This window comes from Rhizobacter sp., assembly GCF_031412495.1.
In the GTDB taxonomy this organism is placed as follows: domain Bacteria; phylum Pseudomonadota; class Gammaproteobacteria; order Burkholderiales; family Burkholderiaceae_C; genus Schlegelella_A.
This window is the reverse complement of record NZ_JANODC010000497.1, coordinates 1-23548: the sequence shown is the minus strand read 5'-3', so window position 1 is coordinate 23548 and position 23548 is coordinate 1. Positions and strand designations below refer to the sequence as shown.

The 23548-nt window shown below is 72.3% G+C and carries 17 protein-coding genes; 10 read left to right on the top strand and 7 right to left on the bottom strand.

Annotated features, from left to right (window positions below):
* The 4 genes from AC30N0_RS18705 to AC30N0_RS18690 all read left to right on the top strand — a co-directional run.
* A partial coding sequence (locus AC30N0_RS18705; RefSeq protein ID WP_489519394.1) for a protein-L-isoaspartate O-methyltransferase family protein occupies positions 1 to 281 on the top strand: 281 nt, incomplete at its 5' end.
* Positions 282 to 283: 2 nt separating this feature from the next.
* Positions 284 to 1597 carry a TolC family outer membrane protein gene (locus AC30N0_RS18700; protein WP_489519393.1) on the top strand — a complete coding sequence of 438 codons (1314 nt, stop codon included), beginning with the start codon at positions 284 to 286 and terminating at the stop codon, positions 1595 to 1597.
* 89 nt (positions 1598 to 1686) lie between these two features.
* Positions 1687 to 3096 (top strand): DUF1800 domain-containing protein, encoded by a 1410-nt coding sequence (locus tag AC30N0_RS18695; RefSeq protein ID WP_489519392.1) that lies wholly within the window; start codon positions 1687 to 1689, stop codon positions 3094 to 3096.
* A 15-nt stretch (positions 3097 to 3111) separates the two neighbouring features.
* Positions 3112 to 4398 (top strand): DUF1501 domain-containing protein, encoded by a 1287-nt coding sequence (locus AC30N0_RS18690; protein WP_489519391.1) that lies wholly within the window; start codon positions 3112 to 3114, stop codon positions 4396 to 4398.
* Positions 4399 to 4401: 3 nt separating this feature from the next.
* Here the strand turns inward: AC30N0_RS18690 and AC30N0_RS18685 are convergent, their stop codons facing one another.
* The 3 genes from AC30N0_RS18685 to AC30N0_RS18675 are packed head-to-tail and all read right to left on the bottom strand — an operon-like array spanning position 4402 to position 9553.
* Positions 4402 to 4980 carry a hypothetical protein gene (locus AC30N0_RS18685; protein WP_489519390.1) on the bottom strand — a complete coding sequence of 193 codons (579 nt, stop codon included), beginning with the start codon at positions 4978 to 4980 and terminating at the stop codon, positions 4402 to 4404.
* A gap of 56 nt (positions 4981 to 5036) precedes the next feature.
* Positions 5037 to 7130 (bottom strand): RCC1 domain-containing protein, encoded by a 2094-nt coding sequence (locus tag AC30N0_RS18680; RefSeq protein WP_489519389.1) that lies wholly within the window; start codon positions 7128 to 7130, stop codon positions 5037 to 5039.
* Between the two features lie 29 nt (positions 7131 to 7159).
* Positions 7160 to 9553: a hypothetical protein gene (locus AC30N0_RS18675; protein ID WP_489519388.1), complete on the bottom strand. Its 2394-nt coding sequence runs from the start codon at positions 9551 to 9553 to the stop codon at positions 7160 to 7162.
* A 180-nt stretch (positions 9554 to 9733) separates the two neighbouring features.
* Here AC30N0_RS18675 and AC30N0_RS18670 point away from each other — a divergent pair, with 180 nt between their 5' ends.
* On the top strand, positions 9734 to 12649 hold the full coding sequence (locus tag AC30N0_RS18670) for an AAA family ATPase (protein WP_489519387.1): 2916 nt from the start codon (positions 9734 to 9736) through the stop codon (positions 12647 to 12649).
* Here AC30N0_RS18670 and AC30N0_RS18665 read toward each other — a convergent pair.
* From AC30N0_RS18665 to AC30N0_RS18655, 3 genes are read right to left on the bottom strand one after another with little or no spacing between them, the layout of a single operon-like run.
* Entirely contained in the window at positions 12638 to 13936 is a 1299-nt protein-coding gene (locus tag AC30N0_RS18665; RefSeq protein WP_489519386.1) for a 3-deoxy-D-manno-octulosonic acid transferase, read from the bottom strand. The two genes, AC30N0_RS18670 and AC30N0_RS18665, sit on opposite strands and share 12 nt — an antisense overlap.
* Positions 13933 to 14931 (bottom strand): lipopolysaccharide heptosyltransferase I, encoded by a 999-nt coding sequence (gene waaC, locus AC30N0_RS18660; protein WP_489519385.1) that lies wholly within the window; start codon positions 14929 to 14931, stop codon positions 13933 to 13935. Before waaC ends, AC30N0_RS18665 begins: the two co-directional genes overlap by 4 nt.
* Positions 14932 to 14968: 37 nt before the next feature.
* Positions 14969 to 16360 carry a phosphomannomutase/phosphoglucomutase gene (locus AC30N0_RS18655; RefSeq protein WP_489519384.1) on the bottom strand — a complete coding sequence of 464 codons (1392 nt, stop codon included), beginning with the start codon at positions 16358 to 16360 and terminating at the stop codon, positions 14969 to 14971.
* Positions 16361 to 16540: 180 nt separating this feature from the next.
* Between AC30N0_RS18655 and AC30N0_RS18650 the strand changes: the two genes are divergently transcribed.
* Positions 16541 to 18421, top strand: coding sequence for a PhoX family protein (locus AC30N0_RS18650; protein ID WP_489519395.1), 1881 nt, complete (start codon positions 16541 to 16543; stop codon positions 18419 to 18421).
* Positions 18422 to 18452: 31 nt separating this feature from the next.
* Here AC30N0_RS18650 and AC30N0_RS18645 read toward each other — a convergent pair whose 3' ends face one another.
* The gene (locus AC30N0_RS18645) at positions 18453 to 19322 is read right to left on the bottom strand and encodes an alpha/beta hydrolase (RefSeq protein WP_489519383.1); all 870 of its coding nucleotides are present in this window, start codon (positions 19320 to 19322) and stop codon (positions 18453 to 18455) included.
* Between the two features lie 249 nt (positions 19323 to 19571).
* Between AC30N0_RS18645 and AC30N0_RS18640 the strand changes: the two genes are divergently transcribed.
* From AC30N0_RS18640 to AC30N0_RS18625, 4 genes are all read left to right on the top strand, one after another.
* Positions 19572 to 20081, top strand: a complete 510-nt coding sequence (locus AC30N0_RS18640) for a DUF1993 domain-containing protein (RefSeq protein WP_489519382.1) — start codon at positions 19572 to 19574, stop codon at positions 20079 to 20081.
* Positions 20082 to 20292: 211 nt separating this feature from the next.
* Positions 20293 to 21588 carry an aromatic ring-hydroxylating oxygenase subunit alpha gene (locus AC30N0_RS18635; RefSeq protein WP_489519381.1) on the top strand — a complete coding sequence of 432 codons (1296 nt, stop codon included), beginning with the start codon at positions 20293 to 20295 and terminating at the stop codon, positions 21586 to 21588.
* Positions 21585 to 22259 (top strand): aromatic-ring-hydroxylating dioxygenase subunit beta, encoded by a 675-nt coding sequence (locus AC30N0_RS18630; protein WP_489519380.1) that lies wholly within the window; start codon positions 21585 to 21587, stop codon positions 22257 to 22259. Before AC30N0_RS18635 ends, AC30N0_RS18630 begins: the two co-directional genes overlap by 4 nt.
* 74 nt (positions 22260 to 22333) lie before the next feature.
* Positions 22334 to 23461 carry a glycerophosphodiester phosphodiesterase gene (locus AC30N0_RS18625; protein WP_489519379.1) on the top strand — a complete coding sequence of 376 codons (1128 nt, stop codon included), beginning with the start codon at positions 22334 to 22336 and terminating at the stop codon, positions 23459 to 23461.
* Positions 23462 to 23548: the final 87 nt, after the last annotated feature.

Here is a 23548-nt window from a genome sequence, read left to right as displayed (position 1 = left end):
TGAACGTCAGCGTGGTCAACGCCGACGCCTCGAAGGCGCTTCCGGTGGAAGGCCCGTTCGACGTCATCGTCCTCTCCGGATCGGTGGCCGAGGTGCCGCGCTCGCTGCTGGCCCAGCTCAAGCCGGGTGGCCGGCTGACCGGCATCGTCGGGCAGCTCCCGATCATGCAGGCGGTGCTGGTGACGTGCGGTCCGGAGTCGGGCTTCGGCACGGTCGAGCTGTTCGACACCGTGGCGCCGCGGCTCGTCGGCTTCGGCGAGCCGAGCCGCTTCACGTTCTGACGATGCGCGCCGCTGCCCTCGTCGCCCTCGTCGCTGCCCTGGGCGGCACGCTGGCCTCGCGCCCTGCCGCCGCGCAGACCCTGCTCGAGCTCTACGACATGGCGCACGGGTACGACGCGACCTACCTCGCCGCCCGGGCCCTGGCCGAGTCGGCGCCGTACCGGATCGAGCAGGCGCGGGCGCTGATGCGGCCGAGCGCGACGCTCAGCACCAGCGCCTCGCGCGACCAGTCGAGCCCGACGGTCGGCGCGAACTTCGGCAGCAACACGCTGGCCGCGACCGTGAGCGGCAGGCAGCCGCTCTTCAACCGCGCCCACCGCGCCACCATCGCCCAGTCGGAACGATCGCTGGATTCGTCGCTCGCCGAGCTCGACACCGCCGAGCAGGACCTGATCCTGCGCGTCAGCCAGGCCTACTTCGACGTCCTCGGCGCGCAGGACACGCTGCAGACGACGCGGGCCAGCAAGGCGGCGATCTCGGAGCAGCTGGCGTCGGCGCGGCGCAACTTCGAGGTCGGCACGGCGACGATCACCGACACCCGGGAGGCGCAGGCGCGCTTCGACCTGGCCACGGCGCAGGAGATCGCCGCCGAGAACGACCTCGCCGTCCGCCGCATCGCGCTCGACCAGCTGGTCGGCCGCGACAACGTCGTGCCGCGCCAGCTCGCCGCGCCGGTGGTCCTGCCGCCGACGGCAGCCACCTCGGTCGAGGAACTGGTCAGCCGCGCCGCCGAGGAGCACCCGGCCGTTCGCCGGGCCCGGGTCGCCTTCGACGTCGCCCGCCTAGAGACCGAGAAGGCGCGCGCCCAGGGCCTGCCGACCGTCGACGCGGTCGGCTCGCTGCAGCGCGGCCGCGGCACCATCGCCGACAACGTCAGCGGCGACCGCAGCGGCGCCAGCCTGGGCGTCCAGCTCAACCTGCCGCTCTACATCGGCGGCTCGATCCAGGCCCGCGTCAGCGAGACGCTGGTGCTCGAGGAGCGCTCGCGCAACGACCTCGAGGCGGCGCGCCGCGCCGTGACGCAGGCGACGCGGCAGGCCTACTACACGCTGCAGTCGGGTGCGGCGCAGGTCCGGGCGCTGGAGGCGGCGGAGGCGTCGAGCCAGCTCGCCCTCGAGGCGACGCAGCTGGGCTACCGGGTCGGCGTCCGCGTCAACGTCGACGTGCTGAATGCGCAGAGCCAGCTGTTCCAGACCCGGCGCGACCTGGCCCGGGCACGCTACGACGTGCTGCTCGGCACCTTGCGCGTGCGCCAGGCGGCGGGGCGGCTCAACCCGGCGGACCTGCTAACCGTGAACCGCCTCCTCGCGCCTTAGCGGCGCTCGTCGGCGTGAACGTTTCTTGACGTTCGCGACATGGCGTCTTGACACGCCGCGGCGGAGAATTCGGCAGCGAGATCCCTTGCATGGCCTTCTCCTCCCACCTCCAGGCTGCCCTCGCCGCACATCGCTTCGGGCTGGGCGAACGGGACCTCGGGCTCGTCGGCGCCGATGCGCGTGGCTGGCTGCTGGCGCAGGTCGGCGCGGCCGACCCGCCGCGCGGCGAGGGCCTCCTCGACACCCGCCAGGCCCTGGCCCACGTCGCCGCCGAGCGCGACAAGCGCGATCTGGCCCGCAACCCGCCTCCCGGCATGACCGCCCAGCAGGTGCTCGGCGACCACTACCGCGACGTGATCCTCGCCGACGCGCGATCGCGCCTCGCCACCGCCGCCGCCACGCAGCGCCCCTTCGCCGAACGCCTGCATCTGTTCTGGACCAACCACTTCACCGTCTCGCTGCTGAAGGGCAGCACGCGCGGCCTTGGCGGGGCCTTCGAGCGCGACGCGATCCGGCCGCACATCGCCGGCCGCTTCGAGACCCTGCTCGCCGCCGCGGTGACGCATCCGGCGATGCTGCGCTACCTCGACAACTCGCAGTCGGCCGGACCGCGCTCGCGCGTCGTCGCCGTCGAGGCCCGGCGTGCCACGCGTCGTGACGAGAGCCCTCGCGTCAGCGGCATCAACGAGAACCTGGCGCGCGAGGTCCTCGAGCTGCACACGCTCGGCGCCGAAGCGGCGCGGGCCGGCATCTACACCCAGGCCGACGTGACTGCCTTCGCCGCCGTGCTCACCGGCTGGCGCGTCGGCTTGGCGGCCGCGGCGGTCGAGGGCGACCACTTCGACGCGAACTGGCACGAACCGGACGACAAGACGGTGCTCGGCCGCCGCTATGGCGAGGGCCCCGAAGCGCTGCGCCAGGTGTTGCGCGACCTGGCCCGGCACCCGGCGACGGCGCGCTTCCTGGCCACCAAGCTGGCCCGCCACTTCGTCGCCGACGACCCGCCGCCGGCGCTCGTCGAGCGGCTGGGCCGGGTCTATCTCGACAGCGACGGCCGCCTCGACGAGGTGTACCGCGCCCTCGTCGCCGACGACCGCGCCTGGACGGCACCGCCGGCCAAGCTGAAGACACCCGAGGAGTTCGTCGTCTCCGCCGCCCGGGTGCTGTCGAGCGGCGAGCGCATGTTCGAGCGGCCCGACATCGCCAATCCGGCGGCCGGCGTCGGCGTAATGGGGCAGCGCCTCCTGGCCGCGCCGTCGCCCGCCGGCTGGAGCGATCGTGCCGCCGACTGGCTCGGGCCCGACGCGGTGTGGAAGCGCATCGAGTGGGCGACGCGCCTGGCCGAGCGCGCCGGCCGGAGCATCGATGCACGCCAGCTCGCGGCGCGCAGCCTCGGCCCGTTGCTGGGCAGCGAGACGACGCGTCAGATCGAGCGTGCCGCCGATGGCAGCCAGGCGCTCGCGCTTTTCCTGCTGGCACCCGAGTTCCAGCGCCGCTGACCGCGAAGGAACGCCATGACCCTCCCTCGCACACCGATGCCGGTTGCATGCTCGCCGGCCGAGGGGATCACAGCGACGACGGTCGACCGGCGCCAGGGGGCGAGGGCGTCGCGACGCCGCTTCCTCGGCACTGCCTCGACGCTGGCGCTGGCGCCGCTGGCCTCGCTCTCCTTCGCCGGCGGCCGCCGCGCCGGCGCCAACCGATTCGTTCTCGTCATCCTGCGCGGCGGCCTGGACGGGTTGAGCGCAGTGCCCGCCGTCGGCGACCCCGATTTCGCCGCGGCGCGTGGACTGCTCGGCCGGTTCGCTGCCGCACCGCTGCCGCTCGACGCCACCTTCGCCCTGCACCCGCAGCTCGCCGGCCTGCACGCGGCCTACGAGCGGGGCGAGGCGACGCTGATCCACGCGGTCGGGCTGCCCTATCGCGAACGCTCCCACTTCGACGCGCAGCAGGTGCTCGAAAGCGGCGGCGCCCGCCCCTACGAGCTGGGCACCGGCTGGCTCGGCCGGGCGCTCGGCGGCAGCAGCGCCAAGGGCGTGGCGCTGAGCACGGCCGTGCCGCTGGTCCTGCGTGGCGAAGCCGTCGTCGACACCTGGGCGCCGTCGCTGCTCCCGCCTCCCTCGGCCGACCTGGTCGCGCGCCTGCAGCGCATGTACGCCGCCGACCCCGGCCTCTCGACCGCCCTCGAGCGGGCCCGCATCCTCCACCTCGACCGCGTTCCGCGCGCCACCGACAGCGGCGACGACGCCGGGGCAGCGATGAGCGGCGGCGCGACCGCGCCGGGCAGCTTCCGCGGCCTCGCCCAGCGCGCCGCCGAGTTTCTCGGCGAGCGCAACGGACCGCAGGTCGCCGTCCTCGAGCTCGGCGGCTGGGACACGCACGCGAACCAGGCCAACCCGAACGGCGCCCTCGCCGGCGGCCTGCGCGTGCTCGACGGCGGCCTGGCGACCTTGCGCGCCGGCCTTCTCGCGAGCGGCATGTGGGAGCGCACCGTCGTCGTCGTGGCCAGCGAATTCGGGCGCGAGGTCGCCATCAACGGCACGCTCGGCACCGACCACGGCACGGGAGGCACCGCCTTCGTGCTCGGCGGTGCGGTCCGCGGTGGCCGCGTCGTCGCCGACTGGCCCGGCCTCGCCAGGGCGCAGCGCTTCGAAGGGCGCGACCTGCGCATCACGACCGACCTGCGCGCGGTGCTGAAGGGCGTGCTCGGCGAGCACCTGCAGATCGCGTCGAAGCGGCTCGATGCCGAGGTCTTTCCCGACAGCGCCGGCGTGAAGCCGCTGCAGCTGTTGCGCGGCTGAGGCTCAGCAGCCGACGTAGTACGAGTAGCTGCTGCTGTCGTCGCTGGCGCGCAGCCGGCCGTGCACCGCGGCACAGCCCCTGCCGACGTACGTGCTCTCGCCGGCACGGGCGCCCCGGCGGTACGTCGACGTCCCGGCGGCCTGACGCTGCTGCACCACCCAGTAGAAGTTGAAGGCCGCCGGTCCGCCTTCGCGGCCGACGTTGCCGGCGGCGTCCCACCACCAGCGGCCCGACCCCACGTTGCCCAGCACATGGCGCAGGCCGGCGACATCGGTCGGATGCAGTTCGCGGCCGTTGACGAATACGCCGGTCAGCCGCCCGTCGCCGCCGCCCGAGGCCGCTGCGGGCAGGCGGCCGCCGAGGCGCAGGCCCGGCCCCAGGTACGCCGCCGCCGGGCCGCCCCAGACGCCGGCGCCGCCGCTCGCGCTGTCGTACCAGTAGCGCCCGGCCGGCACCGGGCCGATGTGCGCCTCGATCTGGCGCAGCGTCTGCCAGCCGGCGGCGTCGAGCGGCGCACCGTTGAAATGGACGTCGCGCGGCGGCGCCTCGGCCGCGGCGCAGGGGGCGAGAGGCGTGGTCATGGCGAGACCCCCGAACAAGGCGAGAACGCCGCGGCGCGAGAGGCGACGCGTGGCGCTCAATTGAGGTTCAGCCCGGTCACCTGCACCGGTGCCAGGCGCGCGGACGTGCTGCCGTCGCCGAGCTGGCCGGCGTTGTTGTGGCCCCAGGACCAGACGCTGCCGTCGCCACGCAGCGCGAGCGCGTGGCCGAGGCCGGCGCCCATCGAGATCGCCACGACGTTGCTCAGGCCGGTGACCGGTGCCGGCTGCGGCCGGAATCCGGGCGACGACGAGCCGCTGCCGAGCTGGCCGGTCTCGTTGATTCCCCAGGAGAGCACCAGGCCGTCGTCGCGAAGGGCCAGCGAGTTGTCGCCGCCGGCGGCGATGGCCGTGATGCGCGAGGTCAGCAAGGTCGGCGTCGGCGCCATGCGATCGATCTCCGTGCCGTCGCCGAGCTTGCCGTTGCGGTTCGAGCCCCAGGCGAGGACCGAGCCGTCGCTTTTCAGGAAGATCGCGTGCTCGGCCGCGGCGGCGATGGCGACGATGCCGCTGAGCCCGGGGACGAGCGCAGGCGAAGGGTTCGGGTTGACGAGACTGCCGGGGCCGCTAACGCCCCACGACCAGACGCGGCCGGTGGCATCGAGCGCGAGCGAGTGGAAGCGGCCGGCTGCCACCGCGACGACGGCCGGCAGCCCGGCGACGACGCTCGCCGGCTCCCTCGGCGCGTTGCCCCCGCCCGTCACCGCGCGGCCGAGCTGCCCCTGGTGGTTGCAGCCGTAGCTCAGCACCGCACCGTCGGCGCGGAGCAGCAGGGTATGGTCCGAGCCGGTGCTCGCGGCGACGATGTTCGCTGCGCCCGCGACCGGGAACGGCAAGGCGACCGTGCCGACATCGCAATCGACGTTGCCGCGATAGCCCCAGGCCCAGGCCGTGCCGTCACCCAGCACGGCGACGCTCGGGTACTCGTGGCCGGCGCTGACCGAGCCCACGTTCGTCAGCGCCGGAATCGGCGCTGCCGTGCTCTGGTTCGCTACCGGACCGCCGTTGCCGAGCTGGCCGGCGGAGTCGTTGCCCCAGGAATGCGCCACGCCGGCGGCCGTGACGGCGAGCGAGAAGCGGCCGCCGGCGGAGATCCGGCCGAAGGCGGCGGGGGCCACCGGCGCGGCGACGAACGTGGCAGTGCACGCCATGCCTGCGCTCATCGTCACGGCGCCGCCCGGGCAGTTCGGACTCCATGCGGAGAAGGCGAAGCCGGCTGCGGGCGTGGCGGTCAGGGTCACGGCGGTGCCGATCAGGTAGTTCTCGGTGCAGTCGGCGCCGCAGGTGATCCCGGCCGGGGCACTGGTCACTGTGCCGCTGCTGGCGGGCGTGACGCTGACCGTGAGCGTCGCCGTCGTGACCGGTGTCGCCGCGACGCTCAGCGCAGCACTGCCGCTGGGGGTCGTGCCGACGGCATTGCTGACATCGACGCTGTAGACGGCGCCGTTGTCGGCCGCCACGGTCGTCGGCCCTGTGGTGTAGGTCGGGCCGGTCGCGCCGGCGATGGCCGCGCCGTTGCGTCGCCACTGGTAGGCGAGGGGGCCGGAATTGACGAAGCTGGTCGCGCCGACGGCGAAGGTCGCCGTCGCCGGCGCCGTGACCGACTGCGGTGCCGGATGCACGCTGATCGATGGCGGCAAGAGTGGCGTGACGACGACGACCCATGAAAAGCCCGTGATCTGCGCCTGCATCGCGTTGTCGGACACGGTGGCACCTGCGATCTGCTCCCAGCCGGTTTGCGCGGCGTTCGTCTTCCAGAGCGTCGGCACTTCACCGGGGCCGAGCCGACCGGGGTCGAAGGGCACGCGGATCGTCGCCGGCACGGCGAAGGCGGTGCCGTGCGGGGTCAGCGCGAAGACTTCGCCGACGCTGGCTGCGCCGACCGGCAGCGCCGGTGCACCGGCGTCGCTTTGCGCGATGCCGACCGAGGTGGCCTGCGCCACGGCACCGGCCGCCAACACGAGCCGACTGCCCCCCGGGCCGTCGAGCGTGCCGCCGGCGGCGCCGACCGTCATCGTCGTGGGGCCTGACGATGGCTCGTCGTCGGAGCCGCCGCAGGCGACGATGAAGAGGGCAGCAAGCGCGGCAAGGCCCGCCCGGGCCATGCGCGACGAGGCAAGTCGGTGTGTCATGTCGAGTCCGTATTTCGATGGAGAGCGGGTCACGGGAAGATCCACTGCGCCACGTCGATCTCGGCGTAGGGATTGAGGGTTCCCGGGTTCTGCCCGGCGGCGTAGGTGGCCCAGGCGACGTAGAGCCGGTTGTTCGCATCGCTGACGATGCGCGGCGTCTTCGCATACCGGTCGAACGGGCTGACGGTGGTGCCCACCAAGGTCCACGCCCCGTTCGCCTCCAGCCGCTTGATCCAGACCCGCTGGTCGGCACCGCCTTCGGTCCACGTCACCAGCAGACGGCCGTCCGGCTGGCGCGCCAGATGCACGTCGGCCGCCGTGAAGGAGGCGGTCACGTTCAGCGCGCCGCTCGCGTTGTTCGTGTTGCCGAGCTGCGTCCAGGACTGGCCGGCGGGGTCGTAGCGCGCCACCTTCAACTGCGCTGTGCCGCTCTCGAGCCAGGCGACGACGACCATCCCCGAAGGCTCGACGAGCAGTTGCACCGACGAGCCCACCGGACCGGTTGCGGCCGTCGGCACGGGGATCGGCAAATCCCATTCGGTGCCGTTGTAGCCGCGCAGCCAGAGGCGGTCGGGGAGCATCCGATTTGTCGGCTGCTCGATCCAGGCGACCCAGGGATTGCCGTCGGCGCGCAGGGCCAGCGCTGTGGCGTGACGCTTGACGCTGGCGGTCGGGCTGGCGTTCAGCGAGCCGCCGGACAGTGCCGTCGGCAGAGGAAAGAGGAGGCTGCTGCCTCCGGCCCACGCCACCTGCAGCACGCCGCCCTCCGTCGTGGAGGCGTTCGCTTCCTGGATGTAGGCGACCACGACGGCGTCGGCGGGCCCGGTGGCGACGCGCGGCGAGCGGACCCGGGGGGTGGCGCCGTTGGCGGGATTGCCGACGACGAGCGGCGGGCCGATGCTCCACTCCACGGCGGCACGGCCGGCACGGCCGAGCGCGAGTCGCGTGGCACCCTCGTACGTGAAGGCGACGTGGCCGGTGTCGGTCGAGCTCAGCGCGAAGCTCGCGTCGTCGATGCCTCCGGTGGGGCGCAGGCCCGGCACGAAGGGGCCGGCGCCGAGGTCGACCCGGGGCGGCGACGCGGCGAAGGTCGTGCCGTCGAAGCGGCGCATGTACACGGTATTCCCGCTCGATTCCAACCAGGCGAACGCCGGTCGGTTGTCGCTCTGCATGCCGATGCCGATGGTGTCGGCCTCCCGCGTGCCGTAGGTCAGGTTGTTGCCCACGAACTGCCAGAGCTGGCCGGGCTGCACGCTCAGGTCGAGCGTGACGTCGACGAACGGCTTGACCCCGAAGACGTCTGCGGGCAGGTCGACCGCCGTGGCGCGGATGGTGAGCTGGCCCATCGCGCTGGGCACGCCGTTCGTCACGAGTTGCAGCGTGCGCCACACCTTCTGGATCGGCAGGACCGGCGCCACCGGTGTCGCGTCGGGCAGGAACTGGTGCGTGACGCCGGGCGGCAAGGTCGGCTGCGGCAGCTCCGGCGGCGGCGGCGGCGGCGGCGGCACGAGCGAGAGCCCGACCGTGCCCAGGCTGGTGGTGCGAAACGCAGTACCGGGCGTGACGCCGACCTCCACCCGCAAGGGCGCCGCCGTCGACAGCGAGGCGGCGGTCGGCTGCAGCTCGAGGCGAAGCAGCGGCTCGATGAAGAGCGGAAAGTCGAGCGTCCTCGTCCGGCCCCCGGCCGCCGTCGCCCTCACCCGCAGGTCGACGCGGCCGCCGCCGGCGAAACGGGCCGGGATCCGCAGCGTGAGGCTGCGGCTGTCGGTCGGAACCGGCTCGGCGACGAAGGCGCCGCCGACGCCGCTGGCCAGCGGCATGTATTCGAGCGTCACGGCCTCGGCGAAGCCGCCGACGCGGGTGATCGTGACGGGCAAGGTCGCGACGGTGGCGTAGGCACTGCCCGGCGCGGCGTTGACGACGATCTGGAAGTCGGGCGCGACGACTGGGGGCGGCGACACCAGCGTCACCTGGAAGGTTTCGACGCGCTCGATCGTCCTCGGATCGTTCGGCTCGGGGGGGGACCCGCGCGACCAGATCGCGGACAGGGTCACCTGGTGCACGCCAGCGGCAATGGCATCGGCGCTGACGCGCAGCCGGAACGTCTTGCAACGCGCCGCGGATGGCGAAACGCCGGACGGGATGACGCAGGTCCCGGCCGCGGGGGTCAGCGTCACGCCTGACGTCGGCGGCACGATGAAAACGTCCGTGAACCCCCGGATGGCGGTGTTGCCGAGGGAGAGGCTGTCGTCCCATCCGACCGTCACCAAGGCCGTCGCTTCCTCGCCGGGATTGACAGTGACGCCGCCGGGATCGGCGGAAAGCCACGTCGAGCTGTAGAACCTGAAGTCCTCGACGGCGCACTCGGCGCAACCCGCCAGATTGCCGCCGCACGACGCGAGCGCCGTCAGAATGGTGGCCACGGCAACGAGCCTGACCTTCCCCAGCCAACCGCCTCGCGCCGCTGCCCCACCTCCGATCTTCGTCATGCTGCATCCCCACCGTTGGCCCGCATGCTCTAGCCGGTCGTCGTCCCGGTCACGACATCGCCCTGAGTTCTTTCTGACATCGATGGCACCGGGTTCGCTTCCCCGCATCGCTCGATGAAGGGGACCGGCCCCGCGCTCTGGCGCTTCGGACCCTTCGAGGCCGATGCCGCCGAGCACCAGCTGCGGCGCGACGGGGAAGTCGTCGCCGTCACGCGCAAGTCGTTCGCGCTGCTGGCCACCCTGCTCTCGCGGCCGGGCAAGCTCTTCACCAAGGCCGAGCTGTTCGACATCGTCTGGGCCGGCACCGTCGTCACCGATGCCGCCCTGTCACGCGCCATCCGCGAGCTGCGCGTCGCGCTCGGCGACGACGCGGCGGCGCCGCGCTACATCGCCACCGCGCACGGCCTCGGCTTTCGCTTCGTGGCGCTGGTGTCGCTCGAGCGGGCGACACCCGAGCCGCCGGAACGGGCCGCCGCGATCGACCCGCGTTTCGTGGGCCGCGACAGCGAGCTCGCGCTGCTCGGCGAGGCGCTCGCAGGCGCCCGCGCGGGCAAGCGCCAGACGGTGTTCGTGACGGGCGAGGCGGGAATCGGCAAGACCGCCCTGGTCGAGGCCTTCCTGCGCCGGCCCGACACCCGCACCGAGGTCCGCACGACCCAGGGCCGCTGCGTCGAGCAGTACGGCACCGGCGAGGCCTACCTGCCGATCCTCGAGGCGCTCGAGCACCTGGCGGGTGAGGTCGGCACCGATCGCATGCGCGAGGTGCTGCTCCGCTACGCACCGGCCTGGATGGCGCAGCTGCCCTGGCTGGCGCACGACGCCGACGCCGAGTCGATGCGCCGCGCCACGGCCGAGGGCAGCGCCCAGCGCATGCTGCGCGAGATCGCCCAGGCGCTCGAGGTCCTCGCCGCCGACCGGCCCATCGTCCTCTGGCTCGAAGACCTGCACTGGAGCGACCCGTCGAGCCTGGCCGTGATCGCGTTCCTGGCCGGCCGGCGCGAGCCGGCGCGCCTGCTGCTGATCGCCAGCTTTCGCCCGGCCGACGCGCAGGTGGGCGCCGCGCCGCTGCACGGGCTGGCCCTGCAGCTCGCGCAGCGCGGCCAGGCCATGCCGCTCGCGCTGGCTCGGCTCGACCAGGCCGCCCTCGCCCGGTACCTGCGTGCCCGCTTCGGCAGCGCATCGCAGCTGCCGCTCGCCGCGCTCGCTGCCTTCCTGCATCGGCGCACCGACGGCAATGCCCTCTTCACCGTCGCCATGGTCGACGACCTGCTCCGGAGCGGCCGTCTGGTCGAGAGCGACGGCGCCTGGAAGTTGCGCGGCAGCGTCGCCGAGCTCGGCGATGGCCTGCCCGACGACCTGCGTCGTCTCGTGCATGCGCAGATCGAGCGGCTGGATGAAGACGACCGCCGCCTGGTCGAGGCGGCCGCCGTCGCCGGCACCGACTTCGCTGCGGCGCACCTTGCGGCGGCGCTGCAGAGCGACCTGGCGGGCATCGAGGACCGCTGCACGCGGCTGGCCCTGTCAGGCCGCTTCCTGCGCGTCCGGGCGCCGCTGGCCTGGCCCGACGGCACGCAGTCGGCAGGCTTCGGGTTCCTGCACGCGCTCTACTGGCAAGGCACCTTCGAGCGCGTGCCGCACGGCCGGCGCGCCGACTGGCAGAGACGCATCGGCCTGGCCCAGGAAGAGGCTTTCGGTGCCCAATGCGCGGACATCGCCGCCGAGCTGGCGATGCGCTTCCAAGCCGCCGGCGACGCCCGGCGAAGCTTCGAGTACTCGCGCCTCGCAGGCGTCAGCGCCCTGACGCGCAGCGCCTACGGCGAAGGCATCGGCCACATGCGGCGCGCCCTCGCGCTGGCCCCGGGCCTGCCGCCCGCCCGGCGCGACGAAGACGAGCTGGCGGTCCTCCTGCCGCTCGGCGCCGCCCTGATGACGGTGCAGGGCTATGCCTCAGCCGAAGTCGAAGCGAGCTACGAGCGCGCGCTCTTTCTCGGCCGTCGGTCCGGCCGGCCCCGGGACGTCGATCGTGCCCAGCGGGGCCTTTGGAACGTCTGGTTCTCGCGTGCCGAACTCGACCGCGCGCGCGCCGCTGCCGAGGACCTGCTGGCGCGGGCGAGCGCCCAGGCCGACGAGGGCCTGGTCTTCGATGCCCTCGCCAAGCTCGGCCACACCCAGCTCCACCAGGGTGAATTCGCTGCCGCCCGCGCCCGCATCGACAGCGCGCTGGCCATGACGGGCGCAGGGGCGTCGTACCGGCGCGAGGCACCCCGCCTGCTGGCGTATCTGTCGTGGGTGCTCTGGTACCTCGGCGAGCCGAACCAGGCCCTCCTCTGCTCCGAGCGATCGCTGGCCGCGATCGGCGACGACACCAGTGTGCACACGGAGGCGCTGCTCCTGGGCCACGCGAGCTGGGTCCGCTGGCTCCGTGGCGAGGCCGTTGAAGCAGCCGCTCTCGGCCGGCGCCAGTGTGCGCTCAGCGCCGAGCATGGCCTGACCTACTGGCAAGTCTGGGGCGAGTTCATGGTCGGCCTGGTCGAAGCGAGACAGGGGCACCTCGAGACCGGCATGGCAGCGATGCGGGCCGCCATCGAGACCATGCAAGGTCTCGGCAGTGTGGTCGGCACGACGAGCTGGCTTTACCTCCTGGCCGAGTCGGAGCTGGCCATGGGTCGCCCCGACCTGGCGCGCGCCACCCTGGCCGGCTCGAGCGATCTGCTCGCCCGCGCGAGCCGCGCCCGCAACGCCGCCGAAACCGTGCGGGTGCAAGGCGAGCTCGCCCTGCACGAGGGCGAGCCGGCAAGCTGCGCCGATGCCGAAGCGTTCTTCGCTGCTGCGCTGGCCATCGCCGAGTCGCAGGGCGCGCGCAGTCTCGCACTGCGTGCTGCGACGGCGCTGGCCCGCCATTGGGCGCGCGGTGGTGACGAACCGCGTGCGCACGCCTTGCTGGCAGGCCACTGCGCCGGCTTCAGCGAAGGCCTCGACACCGCCGACCTGCTGCACGCCCGCGCCCTGCTCGCCGAGCTACGGCGGTAGTGCCGCCGCGACGCGCGCGGCCATCCGGTCAGCGGCGCCGCGGTGAGCCTGCGAAAGAGCCAGCGCACCTCTCGACCGCGCATCCCGGTCGGACGCGGCGTCCGGCCGGGTGAGGGCCACGGCCGCCGCCACGCCCGCCGCCATGTCCGACACGCGCAGCGCCGCCCGCGCAGCCAGCGCCAGCTCGGCCGCCTCGGCGAAATTGAAGGTGTGCGGCCCGATGACGATCGGGCAGCCGCACGCTGCCGCCTCGATCAGGTTCTGCCCACCCAGCGGTGCGAAGCTGCCTCCGAGCAGGGCGACGTCGGCAAGCGCGTACCAGGCGGGCATCTCGCGCATGGAGTCGCCGAGCCAGACCTCCGCGCCCGCCGCGCCCGGCGGCGGCCTGTCGCCCCAGCCGCTCCGTCGCGACGAGGTGAACCCCGCAGCGACGACGAGCTCGGCGACCGCATCGAAGCGCTGCGGATGGCGGGGAACGATGACGAGCAGCGGGGCCGGTGTCGCCAGGTTCCGCCACGCCGCCAGCAGCGTCGCCTCCTCGCCTTCGCGGGTCGAGGTGGCGAGCACCACCGGTCGGTCGATTCCTTCCTTCCATTGCCCTCCGCGCGCCAGCAGCGCCGGGTCGGGCTCGACGTCGAACTTGACGTTGCCGGTAACGATCGCCTCGCGCGCGCCGGCCGAGCGCAGGCGCTCGGCGTCGGCGTCCGTCTGCGCCAGCGCCGCGGCCAGGCTCTCGAACGCCGGCCGGAGCAGGAGGTCGACGCGGGCGCCGCGGCGGCGGCTGCGCTCGCTGAGCCTGGCATTGGCCAGGAACATCGGCAGCGAGCGGCGGCGCGCCTGCTCGAGCAGGTTCGGCCAGATCTCGGTCTCCAGGAGGACGCCTGCAACGGGCTGGAAGTGGTCGAGGAAGCGGCGCACCGCGCCGGGCGTGTCGACGGGCAGCCATGCGTGCGCATCGCCGGCGCCCAGCAACGGCGCGCCGGCGGCGCGGCCGGTCGCGGTGCCGTGCGTCAGCAGCAGGCGCAGGCCGGGCCGGGCCCGCCGCAATGCCGCGATCAACGGCGTCGCGGCCAGGGTCTCGCCGAGGGACACGGCGTGGATCCAGAGCGCGCCCCGCGCCGCGTCGCTGCGATAGAAGCCGAAGCGCTCGCCGATGTGCTCGCCGTACAGCGGCTCGCGGCGGGCGCGCCAGTGCAGGCGCAGCCAGTACGCCGGGACCAGGAGCCGCAACAGCGCCGAATAGGCGGCGCGGGCCAGGCGCTGGTGCAGCGGCGGGCCGTCGCTCACGGCAACTTGCCGGCCGATGCGGAGGGGCGCGCCGTCACGGCGTGCCACGCCGCCAGCACCTCGTCGACCGATGGCGTCGGCCGAGCCTCGATGGAGCGCTGGTGCCGGGCGCCGTGGCGCGCCTGCGGCCCGGTCCGCCACGCGGTCGGGAAGTTGTAGATCTGCACGTGCGGCAGGCCGAGCGCGACGGCGATGTGGCTCGGCCCGCTGTCGAGGCCGACCGCACCGCCGGACGCGGCGAGCCGGTCGGCGAAGGCGCCGAGGTCGAGCGACGGCCAGACCGCGGCCGCCGGCCCGAGCGCGGCCGCGATCCGCTCGGCGCGCTCCTTCTCCTCGCGGCTCGACTGCGGCAGTGCGACCGAGGCGCCGTCGCCGATCAGGCGCCGGCCGAGCTCGACCCAGTACGCTTCCGGCCAGAGCTTGTCGGCGCGCGAGCTGCCGTGCAGGAAGGCGACGCTGCGCGGCGCGGCGGCGACCGTCGCCCCATCCGCGGCGAGGCCGAAATCCGGCCGCGTGTCGACCCGCGTGCGGAGCGCCTTGGCGACGAGCTCGCGCGAGCGGTCGAGGGCGTGGCTGCGCGGCTCGACCCGGATGGCGGTGTCCACGAACGATCGCGCCGGCCACTCGTGGCTCGATCCCTCGGTGCGGTTGGCGAGGCCGAAGCTCGGCCCGCGCGCCAGCCGCGCGACGAGCACCGACTTGGTCAGCCCCTGCAGGTCGAGGACGGCGTCGTAGCGGTCGCGGCGCAGCCGGCGCAGGAAGGCCGCCATCTCGGCGCGGACGCTGCGCCGCCACAGGCCGCTTCGCGTCCATCGACGCAACGGGCACTCGATCACCTCGGCGACCCCCCGGCAGCGCCGCACGATCGGCGCGAATCCCGGCTCGACGACCCAGTCGATGGCCACGGCGGGATGCGCCGCGCGCAGATCGGCGACGACCGGCAGCGCGTGCACCACGTCGCCGAGCGACGACAGCTTGACGATCAGGACGCGCACGACCGCAGGCCGGCGCGAGTGCGCGCCGGCCCTGTCTTCAATGCGCCGCGGCCGCGACCCGCGCGTCCGGCTTCACCGCCCGCAGCGCGGCCATGCCGTCGCGCTGGATGCGCGCCAGCGCCGCGGGCGTGGCGCCCTCGAAGCGCAGCACGAGGACCGGCGTCGTGTTCGACGCGCGGATCAGGCCGAAGCCGTCCTCGTACTCGACGCGCACGCCGTCGATGGTGACGATCTCGCGGGCGCCGGGAAAGCGGGCTTCCTTCCGCAGCCGGGCCACGACCTCGGCCGGCTCGCCCTCGGCGCAGGCGACGTTGAGCTCCGGCGTCGAGAAGCTGTCCGGCAGCTCGTTGAGGACGGCGCTCGGGTCGGCGCTGGCGCTCAGGATCTCGAGCAGTCGCGCCGCGGTGTAGGTGGCGTCGTCGAAGCCGTACCAGCGCTCGCCGAAGAAGATGTGGCCGCTCATCTCGCCCGCGAGAGGCGAGCCGATCTCGCGCATCTTGGCCTTGACGAGCGAGTGCCCGGTCTTCCACATCAGCGGCGTGCCGCCGGCCTCGCGGATGAGCGGCGCGAGGCGCTGCGAGCACTTGACGTCGAAGAGGATCGTCGCGCCGGGCTGCCGTTTCAGCACGTCGCGCGCGAACAGCATCAGCTGCCGGTCGGGGTAGATGATCGCGCCGTCCTTGGTGACGACGCCGAGCCGGTCGCCGTCGCCGTCGAAGGCGAGGCCGATCTCGGCGTCGCCGTGCTGCACCAGGCGGATCAGCTCGGCCAGGTTCTCCGGCTTGCTCGGGTCCGGGTGGTGGTTCGGGAAGTCGCCGTCGACCTCGGAATACAGCTCGTGCACGGTGCAGCCGAGCGCGCGCAGGACACCGGGGGCCGAGGCGCCCGGAATGCCGTTGCCGGAATCGACGGCGATCGTCATGGGCCGGGCCAGGCGGCAGTCGCCGGCGATCCGCGCCGAGTACTCCGCTTCGATGTCCATCGCGGCGATGCGGCCCCGCCCGCTCGCGTAGTCCTCGCGCTGCATGCGCTCGCGCAGGCGCTGGATGGCGTCACCATGGATGGCGCGGCCGCCGAGGACCATCTTGAAGCCGTTGTAGTCCTTGGGGTTGTGGCTGCCGGTGACCTCGATCCCGCTCGAGCAGCCGTGCGTCGCCCGCGTCGCGGCGACGTAGTACAGCATGGGCGTCGTCACGGCGCCGAGGTCGACGACATCGAGCCCGGTGGAGGCGAGGCCGCGGCGCAGCGCCGCCGACAGTGCAGGCCCCGAGAGGCGCCCGTCGCGGCCGACGGCCACCGCCTTCTCGCCTTCGGCCAATGCGTCGGTGCCGAAGGCGCGGCCGAGGTGTTCCGAGAAAGCCTCGTCGACGGTCTGGCCGACGATGCCGCGGATGTCGTAGGCCTTGAAGACCGAAGCGTGGACGTGCATGGGCGGGAACGGAGGAGCGATCGAAGATTGTAGGTAGGGCTCTGCGCCGGCCCGGCTGCGCGACGGTGGCATAGCATGCCCCGGCCAACGGCACGCACGCACGAGGACACGCGAGCACACGCTTGCCCCGATGCGCCGCGGCCGAACCAGGAGACCGCCGTGGCCAAGGACTTGGACACCATGGAGGACAGCAACCGCTCGTCCAACCCCACCCTGCGCTCGCTTTCGAACCCGTCGCGGCGCCAGGTGCTGCAGGCGTCGATGGGCGTCGCGGCGAGCGCGCTGTTCGGGGCGCTGGCCGCGGGCTGCGCCAGCATCGGCCGCCAGGGACCCCGGCTCGGCTTCAAGGCAGTGCCGGCGACCAGCGCCGACACCCTGGTCGTCCCGGAGGGCTATGTCGCGCAGGTCATTGCCGGCTGGGGCGAGCCGGTCGGCATCGCCGGCGCGATGCCGGCCTGGCGCGGGGACGCCAGCCACACGGCCGAGGAGCAGGCGCTGCAGATGGGGATGCACCACGACGGCATCGTCTTCTACCCGCTCGCCGGCAGCACGCGCGGCCTGCTCGCCATGAACCACGAGTACACCGACGACGGCCTGCTCCACGCCGATGGTTTCCGGACCTGGACCGCCGAGAAGGTGAAGAAGGCGCAGGCGGCGCACGGCCTGTCGGTGATCGAGGTGGCGCTGATCGACGGCCGCTGGCAGATGGTGCGGCCATCGAGCTACGCGCGCCGCTTCACCGCAACGACGCCGATGTCGGTCGGCGGCCCCGGCGCCGGCCACGCGCTGATGAAGACCGCCGCCGACCCGGCCGGACGGACCGTGCTCGGCACGATTAACAACTGCGCCAGCGCCGGCACGCCGTGGGGCACCTACCTCAGCGGCGAGGAGAACTTCGCCAACTACTTCGCCGCCGGCGCGAAGATGGACGAGCACCAGCGGCGCTGGGGCCTGCGGGAGCGCAGCAGCTACCGCTGGAACGAGCACGACGAGCGCTTCGACGCGACCAGGCACCCGAACGAACCCAACCGCTTCGGCTGGATCGTCGAGATGGACCCGTTCGACCCGACCAGCACGCCCGTCAAGCGCACCGCGCTGGGCCGCGCCGCGCACGAGGGCGCGTGGGTCGGCCTGACGAAGGACGGCCGCGCCGTCGTCTACTCCGGCGAGGACGCGCGCTTCGAATACATCTACAAGTTCGTCAGCCGCGACCGCGTCCGGCCCGGTGGGGCCAAGGCCAACGCCGAGCTCCTCGATCACGGCACGCTGCACGTGGCCCGCTTCGATGCCGACGGCAGCGGCCGCTGGATCCCGCTCGTCCACGGCGACGGCCCGCTGACGGCCGCGAACGGCTTCGCCGACGCCGGCGAGGTCGTCATCAAGAGCCGGCAGGCCAGCGACCTCCTCGGCGCGACGAAGATGGACCGGCCGGAATGGTTCGCCATCGATCCGCGGACCGGCGAGGTGTACTGCACGCTCACCAACAACAGCTCGCGCGGCGCCGCCGGCATGCCCGGGCCCGACGCCGCCAATCCGCACGCGAACAACACCATGGGCGAGGTGATCCGCTGGAAGGAGGACGGCGACTTCGACGCGCTCGCCTTCCGCTGGAACCACTTCGTCTTCGCCGGCGACCCGGCCAACGATCGCCCGGAGGCGAAGGGCAACGTCAAGGGCGACATCTTCGGCTGCCCGGACGGCCTCGCCTTCGATGCCCGCGGCGTGCTGTGGATCCAGACCGACGCGCACGCGACGCAGATGTACAAGGGCGAGTTCCGCAACATCGGCAACAACCAGATGCTGGCCTGCGACCTGGCGACGGGCGAGATCCGGCGCTTCCTGACCGGCCCGGTGAACTGCGAGGTGACCGGCTGCACCCTGACCCCGGACGGCACGACGATGTTCATCAACATCCAGCATCCGGGCGAGACGCCGAGCGACCGCAGCGACCCGGCCGAGCCGAGCAAGTTCTCGGCCTGGCCCGACTACCGCCCCGGCGGCCGGCCGCGCTCGGCGACGGTGGTCATCCGCAAGGCGGATGGCGGCGTGATCGGTACCTGAGCGAGAAGGGCCGCGTCGCGCGGCCTTCGGCTCACCCCTTCGCCGACAGCCTGTCGGCCAGCCACCGGCAGAGCGGGCTGGCCGGATCAGCGAAGCCGTCGATGGCGGTGAAGTGGTTGGCGCCGGCCTGCGGCAGCAGCTCGGACGCGTTGCCGGCGCCCTGCCACGCGGCGTGCAGTTCCTCCGACTGGCGCCGGAACTCCGTGCTCTCCTCGGCGCCCCACGTGATGAGCGCCGGCGTGCGGCACGGCCGGACGGCGAAGAGCGGCGAGTTGCGGCGGACGATGCCGTCGTCGAGCTGGATGTCGGGCTGCAGGTAGCTGTGCCGCAGCGGCTCGATGTCGTAGACGCCGCTGACCAGCACGGCCGCCTCGATCGGGTCGGCCGGCAACCCGTAGTCCTCGGCCCAGCGCGCCTGCAGGCACATCGCCGTGAGGTGGCCGCCTGCCGAGTGGCCGCCCACCGCCACGCGCGCCGGGTCGCCGCCGTGCACGTCGCTGCGCCGCAGCGTCCAGGCCACGGCGGCGCGGGCCTGGCGCGTGATCTCGTCGATCGTGACCTTCGGGCAGAGCGAGTAGCTGGCGACGACGGTGGTGATGCCGAGCGGCTGCAGGCCGAGCGCGACGAAGCTGAAGTCCTTGCTCGTGAAGGCCCGCCAGTAGCCGCCGTGGATGAAAACGAACACCGGCGCGCCGGGCGCGTCGGCCGGGAAGACATCGAGGGTCTCGTCGAGGGTCGGCCCGAACGGCAGGTCGAGGCTGCAGCGCAGGCGCTCGCGTGCCTGCCGGCTCCGCTCGGTGTAGCCGCGCATGAGCGCCATCGCATCGGGCACGGCGGCGCTCGCCTTGTACTGGGCGTCGATCTGCGCCGGGTCGATGAAATCGCGGTAGAGGGTGGTCATGCGGCGAGTCTATGCAAGCGGCGAGACCCCGGCCGGCGCGCGTCTTCACTGCGACTGCAAGGTGAGGCCGCTCGCATGGTCTGGAGGTCGACGATCAGAGCGAATCTGCCTTCTCCGCAACCGAGGTCCCGAAACCCCGCACGCAAAGCCCAAGCGCTGCGCGCATCCGAGCGGATGACGTGTGGCGTGCCTGACAATCGAGTCAGCGCGCCGTCTCAGCGCTTGCTTCCACGTCACAGGACAAGAACCATGACCTCACCCCTGTACATCCAATCGGTTCCAGTCTTCAAGCAAATGCTGGGTGCGATGCATGCCGTGCTGGCAAAGGCCGAAGCACATGCTGTCGCCCACGCCATCGAGCCTGATGCGTACCTGCAAGCGCGGCTGTTCCCCGACATGTTTGCCTTGCTGAAGCAGGTGCAGATTGCGGCCGACTTTGCGCGCGGCGTTTGTGCCCGTCTTGCCGGGGTGGCCGTCCCCGCTAACGATGGACAGGAGAAGAGCTTTGCCGACCTGACCGCAATGCTGGAGGAAAGCCTGTCGTTCCTGGACAGTCTGCAGGCCGCACAGTTCGAGGGCAGCGAAGAGCGCGAGATCGTCTTGCGCCCTGGCACGCCCAAGGAAAGGAAGTTCGGCGCCCGAGCCTATCTTGCCCACTACGGATTGCCGCAGTTCTTCTTCCACGTCACCACCGTCTACGCCATCCTGCGCCACAACGGCGTCCCGATCGGCAAGAAGGACTACATGGGCACGTACTGAGCACGCAGCTTGCACCGCGCAGCGACCCCCCGCTTTTTGGGCGTCAAGCTCACCCCCGTGATGGTCTCCTTGGGGTGACAGCGGACCCTCGCGGCATACCATCGCCACCCACCTCCCCTGACGCTAGATTCGGTTAGGCGCATCGGCGCGGCCCCGACGTCCTAGACTGTTGCGCCAGTGCCGGGCAGCCGGCGGCGAACCGCGAGACCAAATGGACATCACCACCCTCGTCGAACCCGACCGCGTCCACAAGACCGTCTACACCGACCCGCAGATCTTCGACCGCGAGATGGAGCGGATCTGGGAACGCACCTGGGTCTACTGCGGCCACGAGTCGCAGGTGCCCAGGCCCGGCGACTACCACGCCGTCACGATCGGCCGGCAGCCGATGATCATGGTCCGCCAGGGCGATGGCGGCGTGAACGTGCTCTACAACCGCTGCCCGCACCGCGGCGTGCAGCTCGTCGGCAACCTGAAGGGCAACACCGGCAGCGCCTTCGTCTGCTCGTACCACGCCTGGAGCTTCCATCTTGACGGCAGCGTCCGCGCCATCCCGCTCGCCAAGGGCTACGACGGCACGCGAATGACGAAGGACAACCCGGACTGCGCCATGAAGCGCGCGCCGCGCGTCGACAGCTACCGCGGCTTCGTCTTCGCCAGCCTGGTCGACGAGGGGCCGACGCTCGCCGAGTTCCTGGGCGAGGCGAGGATCGCCTTCGACGACATGTGCGACCGCTCGCCCGTCGGCGAGGTCGAGGTCGTGCCGATCTGCCACCGCGTAATGCAGCACTCGAACTGGAAGTTCTTCATGGAGAACCAGCTCGACGCCCTGCACCCGTCGGTGACGCACCAGTCGACCGGCATCTCGGCCGGCCGCGTCGAGAAGCGGCTCAAGGCCGAGCAAGGCGCGGCGCCGCTCTACTACCACTACCTGTCGACCTTCGCGTCGAGCTTCGAGCAGTGGGACGCCGTGCAGACGATCAACTTCCCGCACGGCCACGGCATCCTCAAGGCCTACATGGGCCTGCGCCCGCGCGACCCGGACACGCTCGAGTACGAGGCGCTGCTGAAGCAGGCCTACGGCGAGGAGAAGACGGAGGCGTACCTCTCGCGCAGCATCCACCACGTGCTCGTATACCCGTACCTCTCGGTGCAGTCGCCGCTGCAGCAGCTGCGCTGCCTGCGCCCGGTCGGCCCGGACAGGACGATGTCGGAGATCTGGCACTTCCGCCTGAAGGGCGCCCCCGAGGCGATCTACCGGCGCAGCCTCTGGTACTACAACCTGGTCAACTCGCCGGCGACGATGATCAACGCCGACGACCTCGAGAACTGGACCAAGGGCCAGTGGGGCCTGCAGTCGAACGGCGGCGACTGGGTGAGCTTCCACCGCTGGTTCGGCGACGACGGCGAGGACAACGGCGTCACCTACTCGAACCACGGCACGTCCGAGGCGGTGATGCGCAACCAGTTCAAGGCGTGGACGGCCTACATGCAGGAGGCGACATGAGCACGGACCGGTCGATCCCGAGCGCAGGGCCCGACTTCGCGCACCTGCTGGCGCAGGACGTCGTCATCGAGCAGAACGAGGAGCAGGCCCGCACCGGCGCGCAGCGCATCGAGCCGGACCACTCGCCGCGCGGGGCGGTGCCGACGTCGCAAACCGTGCCGCGCCCCGGGATCGTCGCTGCCACCGGTGCAGGCACGGACCTGCAGCGAGAGGTCGAGCAATTCCTCTACGCCCAGGCCGAACTGCTCGACGGCAAGCACTGGCAGGCGTGGATCGACCTCTTCGATGCGCAGGGCGTGTACTGGATGCCGGTCGCGCCGGAGCAGACCGAGTGGGAAGGCTCGCCCTCGATCTTCGCCGAGGACAAGCTGATGATGGAGATCAGGAAAGGCCGTGTCTCGCACCCGAACGCCTGGTCGCAGGCGCCGATGTGGGAGACGAACCACCTGGTCGGCCACGTCGCTCTCGAGGCGACGACGGACACCGAGATCCGCGTCCGCTCGCGCTTCCACATGATGGAGCTGCGCCGCGACGCGGTGCGCCACTTCGGCGGCAGCTACCGGCATACCCTGGTGCGCGACGCGGGCGGCGCCCTGCGGATCAGGCTGCAGCGGGTCGACCTCTTTAACGGCCAGGCGCCGTTCGACTACGTGCTGCAGGTCTGGGTCTGAACCCACGTTGTCACGCGGGCGACTTGCCGCAGGCCTACATTCGCAGCCATGCTCGAATCCTCCGGAGACACATCATGAAGATCATCCCCCTCGTCCTGCTCGCCGCCGTCCTGGCCAGCTGCGGCGGCAGCGACGACGACTACGCCACCCTCGACGGCAAGGCGCCCCTCGTCATCGGCCATCGCGGCGCGCCCGGCAGCCTGCCGGAGCACACGATCGAAGGCTACCGCCTGGCCATCGAGCAAGGCGCCGACTTCATCGAGCCCGACCTCGTGATGACCCAGGACGGCCAGCTGATCGCCCGGCACGAGCCGATGCTCGACTCGACGACCGACGTGGCCGCGAACTTCCCGGGCACGCGCCGTGCGACGCGCAACGTCGACGGCGGGTCGACGACGGCCTACTTCGCCAACGACTTCACCCTCGCCGAGATCCGGACGCTCCGCGCGGTGCAGGCGGGCAGCAGTCGGCCGCAGCAGTACAACGGCCTGTACGCCATTCCCACGCTCGACGAGGTGATCGCGCTGGCGAAGTCGGAAAGCACGCGCACCGGCCGCACGATCGGCATCTACCCCGAGATCAAGCACTCCACCTACATGGCCGGCGTCCTGGGCGCGAACGCCATCGAGAACGCGCTGGTCGCGAAGCTGCACGCCGCCTACGGCAACAGCGCCGACGCGCCCGTCTTCATCCAGTCCTTCGAGGTGGCCAACCTCCAGTACCTCAACACGCAGACGAACATCAAGCTGATCCAGCTCGTCGATGCCGACGACGTCAACGCCGACGGGTCGATGTCGCTCGTCGCCCCCTACCGCCAGCCGTACGACTTCGTCGTCAGCGGCGACCCGCGCCTGTTCTCCGACCTCCTCACCGATGCCGGGATGGACTTCGTGAAGACCTATGCCGACGGCGTCGGCCCGTGGAAGCCGTACCTCGTGCGCACGGTCGCCGACAACGTGGACCGCACCGGCAACGGCACGATCACGATCAACGACCGGCGCGTCGAGGGCAGCACGGGCGTCGTCGAGCGCGCCCACCGCAAGGGACTGCGCGTCCACACCTGGACCTTCCGCAACGACGCGAGCGGCTACGGCTTCGCCGATCCGAAGGCCGAGATGCAGTACTACATGAAGCTCGGCGTCGACGGTGTGTTCACCGACTTCCCCGCGACCGGCTTCGAGGCGCGCAGGGACCTGCGCTAAGTCGCCACAGCGGGCGAGCGCCGCGGCTGCGGGCACGCCTCAGACCGTCGCGCCGGCGCTCCTGCCGGAAGCGGCCTGCACGGAGAG

What these genes read in the sequence shown, in the direction of transcription:
- AC30N0_RS18650 (WP_489519395.1), top strand. Translation starts at nt 16,541, where the DNA reads ATGGAGGACAGCAACCGCTCGTCCAACCCCACCCTGCGCTCGCTTTCG.
- AC30N0_RS18640 (WP_489519382.1), top strand. Translation starts at nt 19,572, where the DNA reads ATGACCTCACCCCTGTACATCCAATCGGTTCCAGTCTTCAAGCAAATG.
- AC30N0_RS18700 (WP_489519393.1), top strand. Translation starts at nt 284, where the DNA reads ATGCGCGCCGCTGCCCTCGTCGCCCTCGTCGCTGCCCTGGGCGGCACG.
- AC30N0_RS18690 (WP_489519391.1), top strand. Translation starts at nt 3,112, where the DNA reads ATGACCCTCCCTCGCACACCGATGCCGGTTGCATGCTCGCCGGCCGAG.
- AC30N0_RS18630 (WP_489519380.1), top strand. Translation starts at nt 21,585, where the DNA reads ATGAGCACGGACCGGTCGATCCCGAGCGCAGGGCCCGACTTCGCGCAC.
- AC30N0_RS18625 (WP_489519379.1), top strand. Translation starts at nt 22,334, where the DNA reads ATGAAGATCATCCCCCTCGTCCTGCTCGCCGCCGTCCTGGCCAGCTGC.
- AC30N0_RS18695 (WP_489519392.1), top strand. Translation starts at nt 1,687, where the DNA reads ATGGCCTTCTCCTCCCACCTCCAGGCTGCCCTCGCCGCACATCGCTTC.
- AC30N0_RS18655 (WP_489519384.1), bottom strand. Translation starts at nt 16,360, where the DNA reads ATGCACGTCCACGCTTCGGTCTTCAAGGCCTACGACATCCGCGGCATC.
- AC30N0_RS18685 (WP_489519390.1), bottom strand. Translation starts at nt 4,980, where the DNA reads ATGACCACGCCTCTCGCCCCCTGCGCCGCGGCCGAGGCGCCGCCGCGC.
- AC30N0_RS18645 (WP_489519383.1), bottom strand. Translation starts at nt 19,322, where the DNA reads ATGACCACCCTCTACCGCGATTTCATCGACCCGGCGCAGATCGACGCC.
- AC30N0_RS18635 (WP_489519381.1), top strand. Translation starts at nt 20,293, where the DNA reads ATGGACATCACCACCCTCGTCGAACCCGACCGCGTCCACAAGACCGTC.
- AC30N0_RS18680 (WP_489519389.1), bottom strand. Translation starts at nt 7,130, where the DNA reads ATGACACACCGACTTGCCTCGTCGCGCATGGCCCGGGCGGGCCTTGCC.
- AC30N0_RS18670 (WP_489519387.1), top strand. Translation starts at nt 9,734, where the DNA reads ATGAAGGGGACCGGCCCCGCGCTCTGGCGCTTCGGACCCTTCGAGGCC.